The organism is Terrabacter sp. 05T424, assembly GCF_056396225.1.
Genome location: NZ_JBFTLB010000008.1, coordinates 84,527 through 103,430, shown reverse-complemented (window position 1 = coordinate 103,430; position 18,904 = coordinate 84,527). Strand labels below are relative to the sequence as shown.

Annotated in this window: 18 protein-coding genes and 2 pseudogenes; 7 read left to right on the top strand and 13 right to left on the bottom strand. The window is 71.5% G+C overall.

Going from position 1 to position 18,904, the window contains the following annotated elements; genetic code table 11:
* Positions 1 to 37: 37 nt before the first annotated feature.
* From folE to AC1DE0_RS16955, 8 genes are all read right to left on the bottom strand, one after another.
* Positions 38 to 610 (bottom strand): GTP cyclohydrolase I FolE, encoded by a 573-nt coding sequence (gene folE / locus AC1DE0_RS16990; protein ID WP_478102746.1) that lies wholly within the window; start codon positions 608 to 610, stop codon positions 38 to 40.
* 2 nt (positions 611 to 612) lie between these two features.
* Positions 613 to 2,721 (bottom strand): ATP-dependent zinc metalloprotease FtsH, encoded by a 2,109-nt coding sequence (ftsH, locus tag AC1DE0_RS16985; protein WP_478102744.1) that lies wholly within the window; start codon positions 2,719 to 2,721, stop codon positions 613 to 615.
* A gap of 160 nt (positions 2,722 to 2,881) precedes the next feature.
* Positions 2,882 to 3,925 carry a S66 family peptidase gene (locus AC1DE0_RS16980; RefSeq protein WP_478102742.1) on the bottom strand — a complete coding sequence of 348 codons (1,044 nt, stop codon included), beginning with the start codon at positions 3,923 to 3,925 and terminating at the stop codon, positions 2,882 to 2,884.
* A gap of 271 nt (positions 3,926 to 4,196) precedes the next feature.
* Positions 4,197 to 5,021, bottom strand: coding sequence for a DUF1028 domain-containing protein (locus AC1DE0_RS16975; RefSeq protein WP_478102740.1), 825 nt, complete (start codon positions 5,019 to 5,021; stop codon positions 4,197 to 4,199).
* The gene (gene hpt / locus AC1DE0_RS16970) at positions 5,018 to 5,569 is read right to left on the bottom strand and encodes a hypoxanthine phosphoribosyltransferase (RefSeq protein WP_478102738.1); all 552 of its coding nucleotides are present in this window, start codon (positions 5,567 to 5,569) and stop codon (positions 5,018 to 5,020) included. Before hpt ends, AC1DE0_RS16975 begins: the two co-directional genes overlap by 4 nt.
* Before the next feature lie 147 nt (positions 5,570 to 5,716).
* On the bottom strand, positions 5,717 to 6,715 hold the full coding sequence (tilS, locus tag AC1DE0_RS16965; RefSeq protein ID WP_478102735.1) for a tRNA lysidine(34) synthetase TilS: 999 nt from the start codon (positions 6,713 to 6,715) through the stop codon (positions 5,717 to 5,719).
* Between the two features lie 22 nt (positions 6,716 to 6,737).
* Entirely contained in the window at positions 6,738 to 7,835 is a 1,098-nt protein-coding gene (locus AC1DE0_RS16960) for a zinc-dependent metalloprotease (RefSeq protein WP_478102733.1), read from the bottom strand.
* A 118-nt stretch (positions 7,836 to 7,953) separates the two neighbouring features.
* Positions 7,954 to 9,510, bottom strand: coding sequence for a D-alanyl-D-alanine carboxypeptidase/D-alanyl-D-alanine-endopeptidase (locus AC1DE0_RS16955; protein WP_478102731.1), 1,557 nt, complete (start codon positions 9,508 to 9,510; stop codon positions 7,954 to 7,956).
* A gap of 143 nt (positions 9,511 to 9,653) precedes the next feature.
* Here AC1DE0_RS16955 and AC1DE0_RS16950 point away from each other — a divergent pair, with 143 nt between their 5' ends.
* Positions 9,654 to 10,172: an inorganic diphosphatase gene (locus AC1DE0_RS16950; RefSeq protein WP_478102729.1), complete on the top strand. Its 519-nt coding sequence runs from the start codon at positions 9,654 to 9,656 to the stop codon at positions 10,170 to 10,172.
* A 43-nt stretch (positions 10,173 to 10,215) separates the two neighbouring features.
* Here AC1DE0_RS16950 and AC1DE0_RS16945 read toward each other — a convergent pair whose 3' ends face one another.
* Entirely contained in the window at positions 10,216 to 11,214 is a 999-nt protein-coding gene (locus tag AC1DE0_RS16945; RefSeq protein WP_478102727.1) for a serine/threonine-protein kinase, read from the bottom strand.
* Between the two features lie 89 nt (positions 11,215 to 11,303).
* Here AC1DE0_RS16945 and AC1DE0_RS16940 point away from each other — a divergent pair, with 89 nt between their 5' ends.
* Together AC1DE0_RS16940 and AC1DE0_RS16935 are read left to right on the top strand one after the other, a co-directional pair.
* Positions 11,304 to 11,879 carry an RNA polymerase sigma factor gene (locus AC1DE0_RS16940; protein ID WP_478102725.1) on the top strand — a complete coding sequence of 192 codons (576 nt, stop codon included), beginning with the start codon at positions 11,304 to 11,306 and terminating at the stop codon, positions 11,877 to 11,879.
* Between the two features lie 124 nt (positions 11,880 to 12,003).
* Positions 12,004 to 12,834, top strand: coding sequence for a hypothetical protein (locus AC1DE0_RS16935; protein WP_478102723.1), 831 nt, complete (start codon positions 12,004 to 12,006; stop codon positions 12,832 to 12,834).
* Between the two features lie 28 nt (positions 12,835 to 12,862).
* Here the strand turns inward: AC1DE0_RS16935 and AC1DE0_RS16930 are convergent, their stop codons facing one another.
* The gene (locus AC1DE0_RS16930; RefSeq protein ID WP_478102721.1) at positions 12,863 to 13,690 is read right to left on the bottom strand and encodes a LysR family transcriptional regulator substrate-binding protein; all 828 of its coding nucleotides are present in this window, start codon (positions 13,688 to 13,690) and stop codon (positions 12,863 to 12,865) included.
* A gap of 50 nt (positions 13,691 to 13,740) precedes the next feature.
* Positions 13,741 to 13,794: pseudogene (locus AC1DE0_RS16925) on the bottom strand (hypothetical protein); the annotation flags it as partial.
* 104 nt (positions 13,795 to 13,898) lie between these two features.
* On the opposite strand from AC1DE0_RS16925, the gene AC1DE0_RS16920 reads away from it, so the two are divergent.
* Positions 13,899 to 14,573: a LysE family translocator gene (locus tag AC1DE0_RS16920; RefSeq protein ID WP_478102718.1), complete on the top strand. Its 675-nt coding sequence runs from the start codon at positions 13,899 to 13,901 to the stop codon at positions 14,571 to 14,573.
* A gap of 160 nt (positions 14,574 to 14,733) precedes the next feature.
* Here the strand turns inward: AC1DE0_RS16920 and AC1DE0_RS16915 are convergent, their stop codons facing one another.
* Together AC1DE0_RS16915 and AC1DE0_RS16910 are read right to left on the bottom strand one after the other, a co-directional pair.
* Positions 14,734 to 16,278: an MFS transporter gene (locus tag AC1DE0_RS16915; protein ID WP_478102716.1), complete on the bottom strand. Its 1,545-nt coding sequence runs from the start codon at positions 16,276 to 16,278 to the stop codon at positions 14,734 to 14,736.
* A 7-nt stretch (positions 16,279 to 16,285) separates the two neighbouring features.
* Positions 16,286 to 16,558 (bottom strand): hypothetical protein, encoded by a 273-nt coding sequence (locus tag AC1DE0_RS16910; RefSeq protein ID WP_478102714.1) that lies wholly within the window; start codon positions 16,556 to 16,558, stop codon positions 16,286 to 16,288.
* Between the two features lie 231 nt (positions 16,559 to 16,789).
* On the opposite strand from AC1DE0_RS16910, the gene AC1DE0_RS16905 reads away from it, so the two are divergent.
* From AC1DE0_RS16905 to AC1DE0_RS16895, 3 genes and pseudogenes are all read left to right on the top strand, one after another.
* Positions 16,790 to 17,338: a TetR/AcrR family transcriptional regulator gene (locus AC1DE0_RS16905; protein ID WP_478102712.1), complete on the top strand. Its 549-nt coding sequence runs from the start codon at positions 16,790 to 16,792 to the stop codon at positions 17,336 to 17,338.
* 17 nt (positions 17,339 to 17,355) lie between these two features.
* A pseudogene (locus AC1DE0_RS16900) lies at positions 17,356 to 18,309 on the top strand (LLM class F420-dependent oxidoreductase).
* Positions 18,310 to 18,438: 129 nt separating this feature from the next.
* Positions 18,439 to 18,900, top strand: coding sequence for a MarR family winged helix-turn-helix transcriptional regulator (locus AC1DE0_RS16895; protein ID WP_478102710.1), 462 nt, complete (start codon positions 18,439 to 18,441; stop codon positions 18,898 to 18,900).
* The last annotated feature ends 4 nt before the right edge of the window (positions 18,901 to 18,904 follow it).

Below are 18,904 nucleotides of genomic sequence, written 5' to 3'. Positions count from 1 at the left end.
CGCTCGCCGAGGAGCGCGGAGGTGTCGTCGGCCGCGCTCACTTGTTGCCCTCGAGCATGAGCGCCATGGCCTCTGCTCGAGTGGCCCCGTCGCGCAGCTGCCCGCGCACCGCCGAGGTGATCGTGCTGGCGCCCGGCTTGCGGATGCCGCGCATCGACATGCAGAGGTGCTCGGCCTGGATGACGACGATGACGCCGCGCACCGAAAGGTGCTCGACGAGCGCGTCGGCGATCTGCGACGTGAGCCGCTCCTGCACCTGCGGGCGACGGGCGAACACCTCGACCAGACGGGCGAGCTTGGACAGCCCGGTCACCCGGCCGTCCTTGTCGGGGATGTAGCCGACGTGCGCGACGCCGTGAAACGGCACGAGGTGGTGCTCGCACGTGCTGTAGAGCTCGATGTCGCGGACGATGACGAGCTCTTCGTGGTCGATCGAGAAGGTCGTGCTGAGCACGTCCTCGGCCGTCTGGTCGAGGCCCGCGAAGATCTCGGTGTAGGACCGCGCGACACGAGCAGGCGTGTCGCGCAGTCCTTCACGGTCGGGGTCCTCGCCGATGGCGAGCAGCAGCTCGCGAACCGCGGCCTCGGCCCGCGCGTGGTCGATGGCCACCCTCAGCCCTTCTCGCCGGGGGTGACCGGCTGGTCGTCCGGGACCTCGATGACCTGCTCGACGGGGTGCTCCTCGGCGAGCGGGTGGGCGCCGACCGATGCGGCCTCGTCGATCTGCTCCTCGATGACCTTGTCGGCCGGGACCGGCGGCGGCAGGTGGCCGTTCTGGCCACCGGAGCCGTTCTGACGTGCCGCGATCTCGGCCGGCGTCAGCACCGGCGGGCGGTCGCTCAGCTGGCGCGTCTGCGACGAGAGCCAGGTCGGGCGGGCCGGCTGCTTGACGACGGGCTTGAACAGCTCGGCGAGCTCGTGGACGTTGAGCGTCTCCTTCTCGAGCAGCTCCAGCACGAGGTGGTCGAGCAGGTCGCGGTTGGCGTTGAGGGCGGCATACGCCTCGTCGTGCGCGGAGTCGATGAGACTGCGCACCTCCTCGTCGACGATGCGGGCGACGTCCTCGGAGTAGTCGCGCTGGTGACCCATGTCGCGGCCGAGGAAGACCTCGCCCGTGCTCTGGCCCAGCTTGATGGCGCCGACGCGCTCGGACATGCCGAACTCGGTGACCATCTTGCGGGCCATGCCCGTGGCCTTTTCGATGTCGTTGCTGGCACCGGTGGTCGGCTCGTGGAAGACGATCTCCTCGGCGACGCGGCCACCGAGGGCGTACGCGAGCTGGTCGAGGATCTCGTTGCGCGTCGTGGAGTACTTGTCGTCCACCGGCATGACCATCGTGTAGCCGAGGGCCCGGCCGCGCGGCAGGATCGTCACCTTGGTCACCGGGTCGGTGTGATTGAGTGCCGCGGCGACGAGCGCGTGGCCACCCTCGTGGTACGCCGTGATCTTGCGTTCCTTCGCCGACATGATGCGGGTGCGCTTCTGCGGGCCCGCGATGACGCGGTCGATGGCCTCGTCGAGCGCCGCGTTGTCGATGACCTTCTTGTCGCTGCGGGCGGTCAGCAGGGCCGCCTCGTTGAGCACGTTGGCGAGGTCGGCACCGGTGAAGCCGGGCGTGCGGCGCGCGACGGCGAGCAGGTCGACGTCGGCGGTGACCGGCTTGCCCTGGGCGTGCACCTCGAGGATGCGGTGGCGGCCGATCATGTCGGGCGCGTCGACCGCGATCTGGCGGTCGAAGCGGCCGGGACGCAGCAGGGCCGGGTCGAGGATGTCGGGGCGGTTGGTCGCCGCGATGAGGATGACGTTGGTCTTGACGTCGAAGCCGTCCATCTCGACGAGCAGCTGGTTGAGGGTCTGCTCGCGCTCGTCGTGGCCGCCGCCCATGCCGGCGCCACGGTGACGGCCCACGGCGTCGATCTCGTCGACGAACACGATGGCCGGCGCGTTGGCCTTGGCCTGCTCGAAGAGGTCGCGCACACGGCTCGCGCCGACACCGACGAACATCTCGACGAAGTCGGAGCCGGAGATCGAGTAGAACGGCACGCCGGCCTCACCGGCGACGGCACGGGCGAGCAGCGTCTTGCCGGTGCCGGGCTGGCCGTAGAGCAGCACGCCCTTGGGGATCTTGGCGCCGACCGCGAGGAACTTCGCCGGCTCCTGGAGGAACTCCTTGATCTCCTGGAGCTCCTCGATGGCCTCGTCGCAGCCGGCGACATCGGCGAAGGTGACCTTGGGGGTGTCCTTCGTCGCGAGCTTGGCGCGCGACTTGCCGAACTGCATGACGCGATTGCCGCCGCCCTGCATCTGGCCCATCAGGAACCAGAAGAGGCCGAGGATGATGATGATCGGCAGGATCGAGAAGAGCAGCGAGCCGAACCAGCTGGGCTCGTCGATCTGGTCATCGACGCCTTGTGTCGGGGGCTTGGCGTTGAGGGCGTCGACGACGTCCTTGCCGCGCGCGTCGACGTAGAAGGCGTAGACCGACTTCGCGTCCTTCACGGTGCCGTCGGCCGAGGTGTACGGCGTCTTGAGGGTCAGCTCCATGCGCTCGTTGTTGAGCAGCTTGGCCGACTCGACGTTGCCGTCGGTGATCTGCTTCATGGCAGCCGACGTGTCGATCCGGGGCGGGCCTGACTCCGAGAACATCATGCCGAAGACGAGCGCGCTGATGAGGACCAGGATCCACAGCAGTGGTGTGCGCAAAATGCGTTTGGCGTCCATGTACGTGCGGGGCGCGGGCGCCCCGGTCCTCCTGCTCGTCCGGTGAGTCTTTCCACCGGCACAACGTCCGGCGGACTACCAGTGTTCCGCATGGCGGGGTGGCACGGCCAACCCGGTGGCCGTCTTCTCGTACCCGTCTGCGCCACGCACGGACCGTGCGTCAGGCGAAGTGCGCCGACACGGTCTGCGCGACCCCGTCCACGGTGACCTGGCCGCCGTAGGGCAGCACCCACTGCGGCGACGTGTGCCCGAAGTCGACGTCGAGCGCCACGACGAGGTCGGGGTTGTACTCCGCGACGGCTTTCAGCACCTGCTCCCGGTGCTCGGCACGCCACGACGACGCCTCGTCCTCGGTGCGTGGGTGCTCTCGGTCGGACGCGAACGGCCTGGCCCAGAGCAGGGCAGCGGCCGCACCGAGCACGCCACGCTCGCCGAGGTTGCGCAGACCCCGGTAGTGCTCCTCGGGCGGAGGCATCTCCTCGCTGGCCTCGAGCACGAGGACGGAGCCGGAATACGCCTCGACTGGGCGCACGAAGCGGCCCACCTCGAGCGTCCAGCGCAGGATCTCGATGTTGCCGCCCCACGTCGGACCCTTGACGACCCGCGGCGGGCCGGACCAGGTCCACGGCTCAGCGGGCACGTCAGGTGCTGCATCCGTGAGCGCCGCCGGGTCGTCCCACCGCAGGCCCATGTCGCGGGTGCGGGTGACCGGCGCGAGCGTCACGTCGCCGCCGAAGAGCGCCGCCCGGAGCGAGGTCAGGTGCTCGGCGTCGGGTGCGGCCCCGGGGCCGAGGTGCACCTGCGTCGAGCCGCCGTGCACGCCCTCGATGCCGTGGAACCACAGCCAGTTGAGCAGGTTCGTGTTGTCGCTGTAGCCGACGAACGGCTTCGGGTCGGCGCGCACGACGTCGGGGTCGAGGTGGCCCAGCACCGTGATCTGGTCGTCGCCGCCGATCGTGGCCATGACGGCCCGGATGTCCGGGTCGGCGAAGGCCGCCATGAGGTCCGCGGCCCGTTCGGCCGGCGAAGCCAGGGCCCGCGTCGTCGGGTACTCCACCGGCTCGAGACCGAGCTCGTCGCGCACGCGGCGCATCGCCTGCTCGTGGATGGCGGGGAAGAGCGCGGGCGCAGCCCACGACGGCGAGAGGACGGCCACCTTGTCACCCGGTCGGCAGCGGCGCGGGCTCACGATCTCGTGCGTCATGGCCCCGATCCAACCAGCGACGCTCCAGCCCTGCGCACCACCCCATCGAGTGCCCACTTCCCGACACACGCCCCCATCGAGTGCCCACTTCCCGACACACGCCCCCATCGAGTGCCCAGTTCCCGACACACGCCCCCATCGAGTGCCCAGTTCCCGACGGGTGAGGTGGGCCTCAGAGGAGGGAGGCGCGTCGGAAAGTGGGCACTCGACTGGAACACAAGACGTCGGGAAGTGAGCACTCGACTTGGCCTGGGCGGGCCGGGGGGTGGCGTCAGGAGGTCGCGGCGCGGAGGGCCTCGAGGACGCGGCGGTCGATGCCGTCGGGGCTCAGCCGGGCCTCGTAGTTGGCGTTGCCGGCCCAGTCGGCGAGGGCCGTCACCACGTCGTCGGCCACGAAGCCGGCGCGAGCCAGCCGTTCGCGTACCTCGTCTGCGAGTGCGCCCTCGAGCGGTTGGACGTCCTCCGGCTTGCCGAAGTACATCTCCCAGTCGGCGTGCAGCCGCGCCAGCTCGGTCACGGGGTCGGCGTGGTGGTCGACGCGAAGGTCGGCGAGCACCCCGCACGCGTCATAGCCCGAACCCGGCTCGACGGCATACAGGGCAGCGCTCTGCCGACCACGCAAGTCGCCACCCGCGGCGTCACCAGCGGCCAGGGCAGCCAGCAGGCGCCGAGCGAGCGGCTCGCCCGCGCTCTCGCGCCAGGCGCGCTCCATCGACTCGACCACCTCGGGCCCGGTCAGGATGTTGCCCTGGATGGCGTATGCCGTGTCGCCCTCGTCCCGCGCGACGCCACCTGCCCAGGGGTTGCATTCCGAGCCGGTGAAGGTGGCCACCGAGCGGACCCCGACGACCCCGACCTGTCGGGTCTCACGGCCGTCGTCGAGCGCGGTGGCGGCGGCGAGCGCCTCATCGGCCGGCTCGTCCGAGGCGAGGCGACCCAGCAGCTCGTCGAGGTAGGCGACGCGCGCGAAGGACTGGGTGGCGACGGCACCGACGCCGTTGCGGGCGGCCGGCACGACCGCGCCGACCGCCAGGAACTTGGAGGCGACCGCGACGCCGTAGGCCTCGCCCTGGCGAGCGACGATCGAGAAGGTCACGCGTAGACGTGGGGTGCGAGGGTGCCGACGCAGCGCAGGTTGCGGTACTTCTCGGCGTAGTCGAGGCCGTAGCCGACGACGAACTCGTTGGGGATGTCGAACCCGACGTACTTCACCGGGATGTCGACCTTGACGACGTCGGGCTTGCGCAGCAGCGTGCAGATCTCGACAGAGGCCGGCTTGCGGGACTCGAGGTTGGACTTGATCCACGAGAGGGTCAGTCCCGAGTCGATGATGTCCTCGACGATGAGCACGTGCCGGCCGCTGATGTCGGTGTCGAGGTCCTTGAGGATGCGCACGACACCCGAGGACTTCGTGCCCGATCCGTAGGACGAGACGGCCATCCAGTCCATCGGCGCGGTGCCGGGGAGCGCCCGCATGAGGTCGGCCATGACGACGACGGCGCCCTTGAGGACTCCGACGAGCAGGAACTCCCTGCCCTCGTAGTCCTTCCAGATGTCGGCGGCGAGCTCGGAGAGGCGGGTCTGGATCTGCTCCTCGGTGAGCAGGACCTTGGCCAGGTCATCTCCCATGTGCTCGTGGTCCACGAAGGCTCCTCTGTGCAAGGTGGTGCAGGGTCGTTCCGGGCGGGTCCATTCAACCGCACCTGCCGGACGGAGCGAGAAGGCCGTGGAGGGTTGATGTCGCCCTGAGAGCGCCAACCCTCCACGGGCGTATGCCGTGGGGTGGGCGGGTCAGGCGATGGCGGTCTCGCGCAGGGGGCTGAAGACGATCGCGCCGGCGGTGCGCGAGACCGCGATGCCTCCGGGCACGTGGAGCGGCCCCTGCCCGTGCCACGACGTGAGCAGGGCGTCGAGGGACTCGACGTGGGCTGCGCTGACATCGGCGAGCGGCGCCCCCGCCTCGGCGGAGAGAAGCCGCCACACGCGGGTGCGGATCGCGCGGGGCAGCGCCGACAGCGCATGGAGGTCGACGCCTGAGCCGTCCGGCCCGGTCGGCAGCTCGGCCCGCGCCTTGATCGCGAGGCTCTCGAGGTAGTCGGCGTCCTCGCGCAGCAGGTCGGCACTGCGGGCGAGAGCGGCGCCGAACCCCGGACCGAGGTCGGATTCGAGCCTCGCGAGCAGGCGGCGCGCACGCACGCGTCGGAAGGAGTCGTCGCTGTTGTGCGGGTCGCTCCACGGCTCGATGCCGTATGCCGCACAGGCAGCGAGCGTCGTGGCGCGCGGCAGGGCGAGGAGCGGGCGCACGAAGCGGTCGCGCCGCACTGGCATGCCGCTGAGGGAGCGGGCGCCCGAGCCGCGGGACAGGCCGAGCAGCACCTGCTCGGCCTGGTCGTCGCGGGTGTGGCCGATGAGGACCATCGAGGCCCGGACTCGGTCGGCGGCAGCCTCGATCGCGACGTAGCGCGCCGAGCGGGCGTCGGCCTCGAGGCCGGACCCGCTCGTGCGAACGTCGGCGCGCACGACCTCGACGGGGTCGAGGCCCAGCTCCCGGCACAGGGCCGCGGCGTCCTCGGCCACCTCGGCCGACCGCTCCTGCAGGCCGTGGTCGACGACGACGGCGCCACCGCGGACGCCCGCGCGCGGGGCCTCGAAGGCGAGAGCGGCGGCGAGTGCGACCGAGTCGGGGCCGCCCGAGCAGGCGACGAGGACCACGCCGCCCTCGGGGACGTCGGAGAGGTGTTCGCGCACCGCGAGGCGGGTGGCGGCGACGGCGGGATCGGGTCCGGGCATCTCGAGGACTCTCCTCACCGGATCAGCCGTGGACCCGACGCACCCAGGCGTCCGGCTCGAGGATCTCGGACGCACGCGGCAGCGACTCGGGCGAGCTCCACACGGCGTTGAACCCGTCGCGGCCGACCTGGTCGGTGACGGCCCGGACGAAGACGGCACCGTCCCTGTACTGCCGCATCTTCGCCTCGAGGCCGAGGAGCTTGCGCAGCAGCCGGTCGACGCCGACGGCGCTGTTGCGCCGCTCGTCGAACTTGCGGCGGATCTCCTGGACGCTGGGGATGACGCGTGGGCCGACGGCGTCCATGACGACGTCGGCGTGCCCCTCGAGCAGCGACATCACCGCGGTGAGGTCGGCGATCTTCTCCTTCTGCTCGGGCGTCGCGAAGAGCTGCCCGAGGCCCTCTCCCGAGCTGAGCACCTCGGGAAGGTTCTTCGTCAGCTGCTCGAAGCGCTTGCTGAGCTCGTCGGGCGTGGGCGCCATGTCGACGGCGAGCGCCTGGGTGCTCGCGACCATGTGGTCGCGCAGCCACGGCACCGCGGTGAACTGCACCCGGTGGGTCTCCTCGTGCATCGCGACCCAGCGTCGGAAGTCGGTCGGGTCGACGGCCAGCTTGCGCTCGGTGGCGACGATGTTGGGCGCGACGAGCAGCAGGCGCGGGGTGCCGCCGGGGGCGAGGTCGTACTGGCCGAGCACCTTGCTGGAGAGGAAGGCGAGCAGGCCACCCATCTCGGCGCCGGTGACCTTCCCGCCGATGGCCGCCGCCGTCGCGCTGGACTGCCCCTTCTTCGAGGAGTTGAGCTTGTCGACGACGGGCTCGAGCATGGCCCGGAACGAGTCGACGTTCGCGCTGATCCAGCCGACCCGGTCGACGACGAGCGGCGCAGGCGCGCCCTCGGGCGCGTGCAGGTCGCTGGTCTCGGCGACGGGACTGACCGCGGACGCGGCGGCCTCGCGCAGGTCGGCGACGATGGCCGCGGCCTCGTCGCTGGACACCTGAGGCCCGGGGTTGACGATGGCGCGGCCGGTCTTCTTCGCGAACTCGTAGTCGACGTAGGCGGCCGGCGCACCTCCTGGACCGTCGGGACGACCTGCGTCCACAGGGAGGGTCGTGTCGGTCATGCCAGCCCTTTCGTGCCGTGACGGTGTCGTCGTTCGCGCGTGGTGTCTGGAGGGCTCGGTCGCACGGACGAGCCCGAACGCCGTGGCGATCGCACTCCCCGAGCTGACCTTCGGCCCGTCAGCGACACCCGCACGAGGCGACTGTCGCTACCAGTCGGTCCAACGCCGCCCGGGCGTCGTTGGTTCCCGCCCCGGCGACCATACCCACGAAGACGAGGAGCCGACCGTCGTCTCCGACGACGCTTCCGGCAAGGGCGTTGGCGCCGGTCAGCGTGCCCGTCTTGGCGCGGGCGCGTCCGGCCGCGACGTGGTCGGCGCCGGTGAGCCGGTTCTCGAGCGTGCCCGTGAGGCCGGCGATGGGCAGCCCGTCGAGGGCCCGCCTCAGCACCGGGTGGGTGCCGTCGTAGCCGAGCACGAGCACGTCGGCGAGCAGGTCGGCGCGCACCCGGTTCTCACGGGAGAGTCCGCTCGCGTCGACGAGGGCGACGCCGTCGGTGGCCAGCCCGAGGGCCGCCACCTGCTGGACCACCCAGCCACCCACGGCGGCGAAGTCGGTGCCCGCGCCCGAACGGTAGGCCGCCTGGCGGGCGAGGATCTCGGTGAGCGCGTTGTCGCTGTCGGTGAGGGCGAGGGCGAGCTGGTCGCGGACCGGCGCGGACTCGACGCTGCCGAGCAGCGAACCGGGCCCGCTGGCCGGAGCCGTAGCGGCGGTCGCGGTGGCTGCGGTGGCTGCGCCGGTCTGGCTGCTCGTGGCGCCCCCGCCTGACGTCCCTGGCGTGGGCATCGGCGATCCGGGTGTGCCGGGCGCGTCACCCCGCGGCGCCACCTGCACGGAGATGCCAAGGCCCTCGAGCTGCTGGGCGAACCGGGCGCGCACCGCGGCCACGGGGTCGGCCGGGCCGGCTCTGCCGCCCGTGGCCCGCTGGCTGGACAGGCCGAGCATCGCGACGGCGCCGGTGATGCCCGTGCTGCGGAAGGTGGGGCTCCAGGTGGGCGCGGTCGTGGGGCCGTCGGCGTACGTCTCGTCGACGTAGAGGGTGACGCTCCGGGTGCCGCTCTTCGCGAGCGAGGCGGCCACCTGCTCGGCGAGGTCGCGCAGGCCGGCGTGGCCGGCCACCGCGTCATGGTCGCCCTTGCCCGGGGCGAGCAGCGAGTCGCCGCCTGCGACGAGGACGATCTCGTCGGGGCGGTCACCTTCTCGGACGACGGTGCGCAGCGCCTCCTCGGGCGCGAACGTCTGACCGATGGCGGCCGCAGAGAGCAGCTTCGTCGTCGAGGCCGGGATGCGCAGCTCGTCGCCGCCCTGGTCGAGGAGCACCGCGCCGGTCTGGCCGTCACGGACGACGACGGCCGAGTCGCGCAGGGCGGGCAGTGACAGCACCGGCGCGAGCGCCTGACTGACGCCGGCCGGGGTCGGTGCGGCGGTGTCGCCGGCGAGCGACGGCAGCGGCAGGTCGACGGACGTCGGCAGCGTCGGTTGTGGCACCACGGGCAGGGTGCGCTTCGCGACGTACTCGGTCGGCGGAGCCGGCGGCAGCGGGCGCAACGTCAGCGCGCCGGGTGCGGCGTCGGCGACGTCGAGGACGGCATACCCGAGCAGGACCGTCACGGCAGACCACGCGGCCGCGACGGCATACGTGAAGCGTGGCGCGCGTCGCGACGTCCCTCGCACCATGCCTGCCCACCCCCGTCCGCTGTCCGTCGCGTTTCGCGCAAGGACCGCCCTTGCTGACACACTGTCGCGGACGATTCTGTCAGCCGCCGCCGGGTGCCTCGGCACCCGAGCCGCCTACCGAAGACCGTGAAGAAGGGGAAGACGTGGAGTTCGACGTCACCATCGAGATCCCGCGCGGACAGCGCAACAAGTACGAGATCGACCACGAGACCGGCCGGGTCCGCCTCGACCGCTACCTCTTCACCGCCATGGCCTACCCCGCCGACTACGGCTACATCGAGGACTCCCTCGGTGAGGACGGCGACCCGCTGGACGCCCTCGTGCTGCTGCCCGAGCCCCTCTTCCCCGGCGTCGTCGTCGAGGCCCGCCCCATCGGCATCTTCCACATGACCGACGAGGCCGGCGGCGACGACAAGGTGCTGTGCGTGCCGGTCGACCCGCGCACCGCCGAGGTCCAGGACATCGGTGACATCAGCAAGTTCACCCTCGACGAGATCCAGCACTTCTTCGAGCGCTACAAGGACCTCGAGCCGGGCAAGCACGTCGAGGCCTCCGACTGGGGCAACCGCGAGGCCGCCGAGAAGATCATCGGCGAGGCGATCGAGCGCGCCAAGGAGCAGGGCGTCTCGACGGCCCGCTGGGCGATGCCGCAGGGGCACTGAGCCGGCACTGAGCCGCACGTCTTCGCGCCGACCCTCCGTCACCTCACCCGAGGAGGCGGAGGGTCAGCCATGTCGCGGCCATGAAGACGGCGAACGTCGCGACGCCGAGGCCGGCCAGTGCTCGCGGACTCCACCCTTCCCCGGTCTTTGCACGGGGCCCGGTCTGAGGCTCGGGGTGCAGCTGGGTGTGGGGCGCATCGTCGGGTTCGGTGTCGGGCTCCCCCGCCTCGATCCGCTTGCGTATGCCGTCGAGCCGGGCTGCGAGGTCGAGCGCGGTGCGCGGGCGGCGGGCAGGGTCGTGAGCGAGCGCCTCGCGCAGCAGGACGTCGAGGTCACGGGGCGCGCCGACGGTGCTAGCGACGGGGTTCGGCGCTGCTTCCGGGGACCGCGCGAGGACGCCCGCGATGCCCGCGTCGCCGGAGAACGGGGGGCTCCCGGTGAGCAGCCCGTAGGTGACGGCAGCGGTGGCATACACGTCGGCGCGCTCGTCGAATCCGCCTCTGCCGTGGGCCTGCTCGGGCGCCATGTAGGCGGGTGTCCCGACCGTCATGGTCATCCCTGACGAGTCGGCGAGCGCCTTGGCCATGCCGAGGTCGGCGATGAGGACCCGCAGCTCGCCGTCACGCTGGGTGAGCAACAGGTTGCTCGGTTTCACGTCGCGGTGGACGACGCCGTGCTCGTGCAGGACGTGCAGCGCACGGGCTGACTCGGCACCCAGGCGCAGGGCCGTGGGCACGTCTGCGGGGTCGGTGACCAGCTCGGCCAGGGTCCCGCCGTCGGCGTGGTCCATGACGAAGTAGGGGCGCCCGTCGGGCAGCTCGCCGATGTCGTGGACCCGGACGACGCGGTCGTCGGAGATCTTGCGGAGCAGTCGCGCCTCGGCCAGGAACCGCTGGCGCACGTCGGCGTCGTGGCTCCAGTTGTCGGCAAGCACCTTGATGGCGACCGGGACCGACAGGGCCGGGTCCCAGCCGTACCAGACGGTCGCGAAGGCGCCGACGCCAAGACGCCGCACCACCTCATATCGCCCGATACCCTCCATCGCGAGACATCATGTCCCACGTCCGGTGTCCGGCGCCCGTCAGGTGCGCGCGGGCCTCGCGACAGGGACCGGCTACAGGGGGCAGGACCATGGACGGCGTCAGCACGACCGAGGCAGCGGAGGCGGACGAGCTCGAACGGCTGAGGTCTGCCGCGACGGGGGGCGGGCCCGGCGCCATGGACGACCTGCTGCGACGGCTCGAGCCGCTGGTGATGCGGCGCGTGAGCAAGTTCCTGCCCTACCAGCACGACGCCGAGGAGGCCTGCCAGGACGCGCTGGTCGCCATCGCGACCAAGCTGCACACGTTCTCGGGCTCCGGGTCGTTCGCCGGCTGGGTGTCGGTCGTGGCCTCCAACAGCGCCCGCACCACCTACCGCACCCTCAAGCGTCGGGGCTCCGAGCGGGCGGTGGAGACCCTGCCCGAGCGCGCCGACCCCCGCACGACGAGCGTCATCGCGGGGTCACGCGTCGACCTGCTCGAGGCCCTCGAGGCGCTCGAGACGGCCAAGCCGCACCTCGTCGACGCCTTCGTGCTCCGTGACCTCGGGACGCTCCCCTACGACGAGATCGCCCGGGTGACCGGCGTGCCGCTCGGCACCGTCAAGGCGCGCATCCATGACGCCCGGGCGTTCGTGCGCCAGCGGCTCGTCGAGCAGCAGGGATGACCGAGCCGAGCCGGCGGGAGCCGATTCGCTCCGCCTGCGACAACCAAACCGCTCCGGCGTGCATCAGGTGGGGTGGAGCGCACGTCGCGACTCCGACGACCGTGCACCGAGGAGCAGACAGCCCGTGAAGACCCGCGCAGCGATCCTGGCCACCGTCGTCTCCGCGGGCCTGGCGGGCAGCGCCGCCGGCTTCGCGGCCGACCGGGCATCTGACCCGCTTCCTCCGTCAGTGGCATCCACGTCGGTGGGCGGCGCGACACCGACGACGCCGAGGACGTCGGCTTCGGCGCCTTCGACCCCTGCCGTGACCCCGAGCCACCTCCCCACCGCAACGGCCGAGCCGGTCACGCCGACGGCCAAAATCAGCCTGACGCCAACAACAACGGCTACGCGGACGCGGCCTGCCGCGTCCGTCACCACCGCGTCATCAAGTCCGTTCGGCCTACGGAACCTCCTGGTCGCAAACGACTACATCGACGCGGGAATCTCCCCGGTGCGCATCTCGACCGCGGCCGAGGGCGAGGGACAGGCGGCGATCAGCATGTGCCAGAGCCGCACCCCGAGCCAGGAGGAAGGGCTGCGAAAGGTATTCCAGGGCGTGGCCCATGGCGAGATGGACGCGTACCAGTACGTCATGCTCTTCCGCACCGAGACGGATGCCCGGCGATCGATCAGCTACTTCGATGAGTGGCGTACCTGGTGCCCGGGGAAGGAGATATCGGCGACGCCGTTCACGGCCACGGGCAGCAGCGCGCACCAGGTGAGGCTCGACGGAGAGGCGGAGGGGCAGTGGTGGACCCTTCGGACCTCGGACGGCACTCACACCCGGACGGAGCTGGTGGCGGTGGTCCGGACCGGAAACCGCGTCTCAGTCGTCGACGTGGGTGTCCCGTCGGGGAGTGCGCTGCCTGATGGCGGCTCGCTGGTGAGTCGCTCGGCGGCGCGTCTGGCCTGACCGCCCCACGACCGTCGGGCCACCCCGGTCAGGACTGGGCGGAAACGACCTCGGCGAGGGGCACTCCGGCCCAGCGGTCGGTGAGCTCGCCGCAGACCTGAGCGACGAGGTCGACGAACTCGTCGACGAGCGGCGTGAGTCTGGTGTCGCGAGCGTGGACGGCCCAGAGCTCGCGGTGCAGGCGCGGCCGCTCGAGCTCGCGGTGGGTGGTTCCGGGCATGGTGCGCGCGGCCATCTGCGAGATGACAGCGACCCCGAGACCGGTGGCGACGAGCGCCTGGGCGACGTCGTAGGACTCCGTCTCGAACTGGATGCTCGGCTCGACACCTGCTGATGCAGCAGCCGCGTCGAACTGGTCGCGGGCCGCCTGGCCGGCGAGGATCACGATCCACCGGTCACCACGCAGCCGGCTCATCCGGACGCGCTGGTCGGCGGGTGTCTGCGCGAGGCGGTGGTCGCTCGGCAGGCAGAGCACGAGGGGGTCGTGGAAGAGCCGGGTGGCCGTGAGCCAGGCCGGCAGGGTGGGCGTCTCGCCGTAGGAGCCGATGACCGCGACGTCCAGCTCGCCGGCAGCGACCCGTTGGAGCAGGTCGGGGCTCGTGCCCTCGACGATGGACAGGTCCCCTTCCGGATGCCGGTGGCGCAGCGCCGTGACCGCCTCGGGCAGGACGCGGAGCGCTGCGGACATGAAGGTGCCGATGCGAAGCCGCCGGGACGTGCGCGTCAGGGTGCCGGACATCTGCGACTCGACCAGCTCGCAGACGGCGTCGATCTCGCGGCCGTGGGCGGCCAGCGCTTCTCCCGCATCGGTGAGACGGGCCCCGCGTGAGCCACGGACCACGAGCGGGACCCCCACTGCCGCTCGGCTCGGGCCACCTGACCGGTCACGGCGGCAGGGGTCAGTCCGAGCTCGGCGGCGGCTCCGGCGAGTGAGCCGTGGGCACCGACGAGGGCCAGCATGCGCAGCTGGTGGGGTTCGATCCGCATTCACCAACGTTAATGCCGAGGCTCATCGATGTTACTTCTCTGATGGCGTGGTCCAGCGAAGACTCGAGACCGTGGCCATGGCATCTGCTCTCCTCGCCTTCCTGCCCGTCGCCGTGACCCTCGTCCTCGTCCCTGGCGTCAACAACCTCGTCGTGCTGCGCGAGACGGTGGCGCACGGTCGACCGAGCGGGTATGCCGCGGTCGCCGGCACGAGCGTCGGCATCTTCGGGTGGTCGGCGGCGGTGGCACTGGGTCTCGGAGCGCTCGCCGCCCAGCACCCGCAGGCGTTCACCTGGGTCCAGGTGGTGGGCGCGACTCTCCTGGTGGGCAACGGCCTCTGGTCCGGACTTCGGGTTCTTCGGCAACCGAGTCCCTCACCCCGATCGAGAGAACACTCCGTCCAGTTCCAGCCGGGCGATCGTGCAGACGGCGGGGGACGGAGTGTTCTCTCGATCGGTGGGCGCGCGAGCTTCCGGTCGGCGGCGGTGACGTCGCTCGCCAACCCGCGGTGTCCGGTGACGGCGGCCTCGGTGCTGCCACAGTTCGTCGCACCGGGGTCGGCCGCGGCGCTGACGACGCTCGCCCTCGGCGGGCTGTGGACCCTCGTCGCCGGTCTCTGGAACCTCGTCGGCGTACAGCTCGCACATCGGGGTCGGGGGCTGCTCTCACGGCCGCAGGCGAAGCGTGCGATCGAGGGCGTCAGCGCGGCGGCACTCGTCGTCGTTGGCATCTCGGTGGCCGCCGCCGCCTGAACTCCGCGCGCCCTGCGTTGTCCGGCCCCAACCAGGCCGACCAGCCCTGGTCGGCAGCGCCGCTCCCCACACCTGCGCGAACGCGGCGTTCGGTCGCGAACTCAGTGTTCTAACAGTGAGTTCGAGACCGAACACCGCGTTCGGCGCCGAGGAAGGGGCGTCAGCAGGCCTCGGCGCCATCGGCTGCAGCGACCGCAGCCGTGACCTTCTCGCGAGCGGGCTCGGCCGGGGCCACGGCGGGCCCCGCCTCCCGACGTGGCCGGAGCACGACCACCGCGACGAGCAGAGCCACGAGCGTGAAGCTGGCCGAGGTGAAGAACGCCGGCTCGACACCGGGGACGAACTGCCCCGGCACCGACTGTGACGCGTAGACGCTGACGATGGCGGCGAGGCCCACCGCGCCCCCGAGCTGCTGGGCCGTCTGGAGCAGGCCCGAGACCGTGCCGGCCTGCGACCGCTCCACGCCGCCGAGGACGACCACCGTGACCGGCATGAAGACGAGCGCAGCCGAGACGCCGTTGAGCACCAGCGCGCCGAGGAGGTGGCCGGCATACGTGCTCGTCGTGGTGATCGAGCTCAGCCACACGAAGCTCGCGGTGAGACCCAGCGTGCCCACGATGAGCATCGGCCGCGGGCCGACCTTGGCGACGAGACGGGCGCTGACCCGCGAGGTCGCGAAGATCGCGAGGCTGAGCGGGAGGAACGCCGCACCGGTGGCGACCGGGCTGAAGCCGAGCACGAGCTGGAGGTACTGGGTCACGAGGAAGAACGTCGAGAACTGCGCGCCGACGACGAGTGCCATGAGCACGAGGGCTCCCCCGCGGGTGCGGTTGCGCACGAGCGACAGGGGCAGCAGCGGGGCGGGAACGCGGTTCTCGGTGCGGACGAAGAGGCCGAGCAGGGCCACGCCGACGACGAACGACGCGAGGGTGAGCGGCGCCGTCCAGCCGCGGTCGGCAGCGCTGATGAAGCCGTGGACGACCGCGACGGAGCCGAGGGTGGCCGTGACCGCCCCGACGACGTCGAAACGACCTCTGATGCGCGGCGTCTCGGAGACGAAGCGTCGCGCGAGGAGCAGCACACCGATGCCGATCGGGACGTTGACGAACAGCGTCCAGTGCCAGCTGACGAAGTCGGTGAGGGCACCGCCGAGGAGCAGGCCGATGGACGCGCCGGCCGACGAGACGGCGGTGAAGAGGGCCAGGCCACGGTTGCGGGCCGCCTCGTTCGGAGCGCTGGTCGTCACGAGGGCGAGCACGCCGGGTGCGGCCAGCGCGGCGCCGACACCCTGCAGGGTGCGGGCGGCGATGAGCCAGGTGGGCGAGGTCGCGAGACCGCCGAGGAGGCTCGCGACGGTGAAGATGCCGAGGCCGAGCTCGAAGGTGCGCAGCCGCCCGAGCACGTCGCCGAGGCGACCGCCGAGGAGCAGCAGCCCACCGAAGGCCAGGGTGTATGCGTTGAGCACCCACGACAGGCCGGCGGGCGAGAAGCCCAGGTCGGTCTGGATGTGGGGCAGGGCGACGTTCACGACGGTCGCGTCGAGCACGAGCATCAGCTGCGCAACGAGCACGATGCCGACGCCGATCGCTGCCCTGCGCGCGGCGCGGGGGCTGGTGGCGTCCGCCGGGGTGGCGGACGGGTCGGATGTGTGGGGCGAGGTGACTGGGGTGGCGCCCGCGGGCGCCCGGGTGGTGCTGGTCGACATCAGGGCCTCAGGATTCCTGGAGGTTGGGCTGGATCCGGGTCTGGATCTGGGTCTGGAGCTGGGTGTGGATCTCGTGCCGCGGCTTCTCGTGCGCGCCACCCTCCGGGGCCATCGGCGTGAACGCCGTGGCGCGGGCGCGGGCGGCGCCGGGGGTGCGGGCGGCGCTGGGGTTGCCGGCGGCGCTGTGGTTTCGGCTGACGAGCGGTGCGCGATGGGTGGTCGCGAGGTGCGACATGTGCATGCGCACGGCCTGTCGGGTGGGGCGGATGGTGGTTGTCATGGGTGCTCGACTCCTCTTTGACGACGGTCGGCGCTACGATTAGCGGAGAACCACTCCGGTTCTGCCTGACCCACAATACGGAGACACTCTCCGTTTTAGCAAGGGAGTTTTCCCGTGACGCCTGCCGACACCGGCGAGGCGACGCTCGATTCGTCGCCGGGATCCGTTGCCACACAAGCGAATCCGGCAGCAGCGGACACCTCGGAAACTCCTCAGAAATCTGCTCGGCCGATGCGTGCCGACGCCCGTCGCAACTACGACAAGATCCTCGCGACGGCCCGCATCGTCTTCACCGAGCGGGGCACCGACGCCTCCCTCGACGAGATCGCCAAGCGCGCCTGCGTGGGTCCGGGCACCCTCTACCGGCACTTCCCGACCCGTGAGGCGCTCGTCGACGCGCTGATGCAGGACTGGACCGACCGGGTGGCCTCCGACGCCGACGCGGCGATCGCCACCGGCGCGCCCGCCACCCAGATGCTGCTCGACTGGTTCGAGCACTTCATCGACCACATCACGCTCCACCGCGGTGCCGCGACCAAGATCTGTGCGGCGATGGACGACCCCGCCTCGCCGATGTACCGCAAGTGCCGTGTCATGGGCGAGGCCAACCGCCGTGTCATCGAGCACCTCGACCAGCGCGGTGAACTGCGCACCAACGTCGACCCGGCCAACGTCATGCGCCTCGTCAGCGGCGTGGCCAGCGTCGCCGACACGAGCCGCGCCGCGATCGAGGTGCGCCCGATGCTCGAGGTCGTCGTCGACGGGATTGTCCGCGCCTGACCCGTGGTTGCAGGGTCATGACCCTCGACCTCCGCATCTTCACCGAGCCCCAGCAGGGCGCCACCTACGACGACCTGCTCGCCGTGGCGCGCGCCGCCGAGGACCTCGGCTTCAGCGGCTTCTTCCGCTCGGACCACTACCTGCACATGGGCGGCGACGGCGGCCCCGGGCCCCACCGACGCGTGGACCACGCTGGCCGGTCTGGCCCGTGACACCTCGACGATCCGCCTCGGCACCCTCGTCACGTCGGCCACCTTCCGCCTGCCCGGACCGCTCGCTGTGCAGGTTGCCGGCGTCGACCAGGTGAGCGGCGGACGGGTCGAGCTGGGACTCGGCGCCGGCTGGTTCGAGGCCGAGCACACGGCATACGGAATCCCCTTCCCGACGCTCGGCGAGCGCTTCGACCGCCTCGAGGAGCAGCTGGCCGTGATCACGGGACTGTGGAGCACTCCGCCGGGAAAAACGTTCAGCCACAAGGGCGCCCACTACCCGATCACCGACTCGCCTGCCCTCGCCAAGCCAACCCAGGCGGACGGAGTGCCGATCATCATCGGGGGAGGCGGCGCGCGCCGAACCCCTGCGCTCGCGATCAGGTATGCCGCCGAGTTCAACGCCCCGTTCACGCCGGCCGAGAAGGCGGGTTGGCTTTTCGAGCGGGTGCGTGGCGCGGCCCGCGACGCCGGCCGCGACCCGGCGTCGCTGACCTACTCGGCCGCGCAGGTCGTCTGCCTCGGCAAGGACGATGCGACGCTGCGACGCTGCGCCGCCGCGCCGACGCGATCGGCCGCGACCTCGACGAGCTGCGCGCCAACGGCCTGGCCGGCTCCGCCGACGAGGTCGTCGACCGGCTGGGGGCCTTCGCCGAGGCCGGTGCCGAGCGGGTCTACCTGCAGGTGCTCGACCTCGCTGACCTCGACCACCTCGCCGACATCGCCGACATCGCCGACGGAGTGCTCCCGCAACTGACCTGACCCGCTCGCGACATCGGACGGATCGCTTTCTCGATGAGTCCCTGAAAGCCCATCGAGAAAGCGATCCGTCTGGGTCTCAGTCACGCGCGCGACTTGATATGCATAGGTTCCCTATGTAAATTGGGGCGGGTGACCGTTCCGACCACCCTGGGCAACGACCTGCTGCGTTCGGCCGCGCGACTCTCGCGCTGGGCCAGCCGTCACGCGTCGTTCGACGTCCCCTTCGCGCAGGCCCGCCTGCTCGCTCTTCTCGACGAGCTCGGACCCTCCCGCGTCAGCGCCCTCGCCGCCGCCGATCACAGCAGCCAGCCGACGATCACCACCCAGCTGCAGCGCCTCGAGGCGTCGGGCTGGGTGCACCGTGCGTCCGACCCCGACGACGCCCGAGCCACCGTGGTCTCCCTCAGCGACGAGGGCAGGGCCGCGCTCGAGAGCGTGCGTCAGGCCCGGCTGGCCGTCCTGTCCCCCGCCCTCGACCGCCTCGACGGCCCGGCGCTCGCTCGCGTCCAGGTCGCCATCGACGTCATGGACGAGCTGCTGGCCGCGGCCTCGGACACCCCTGACCCCCACCCCACCCGAAAGGACGGATGACCAC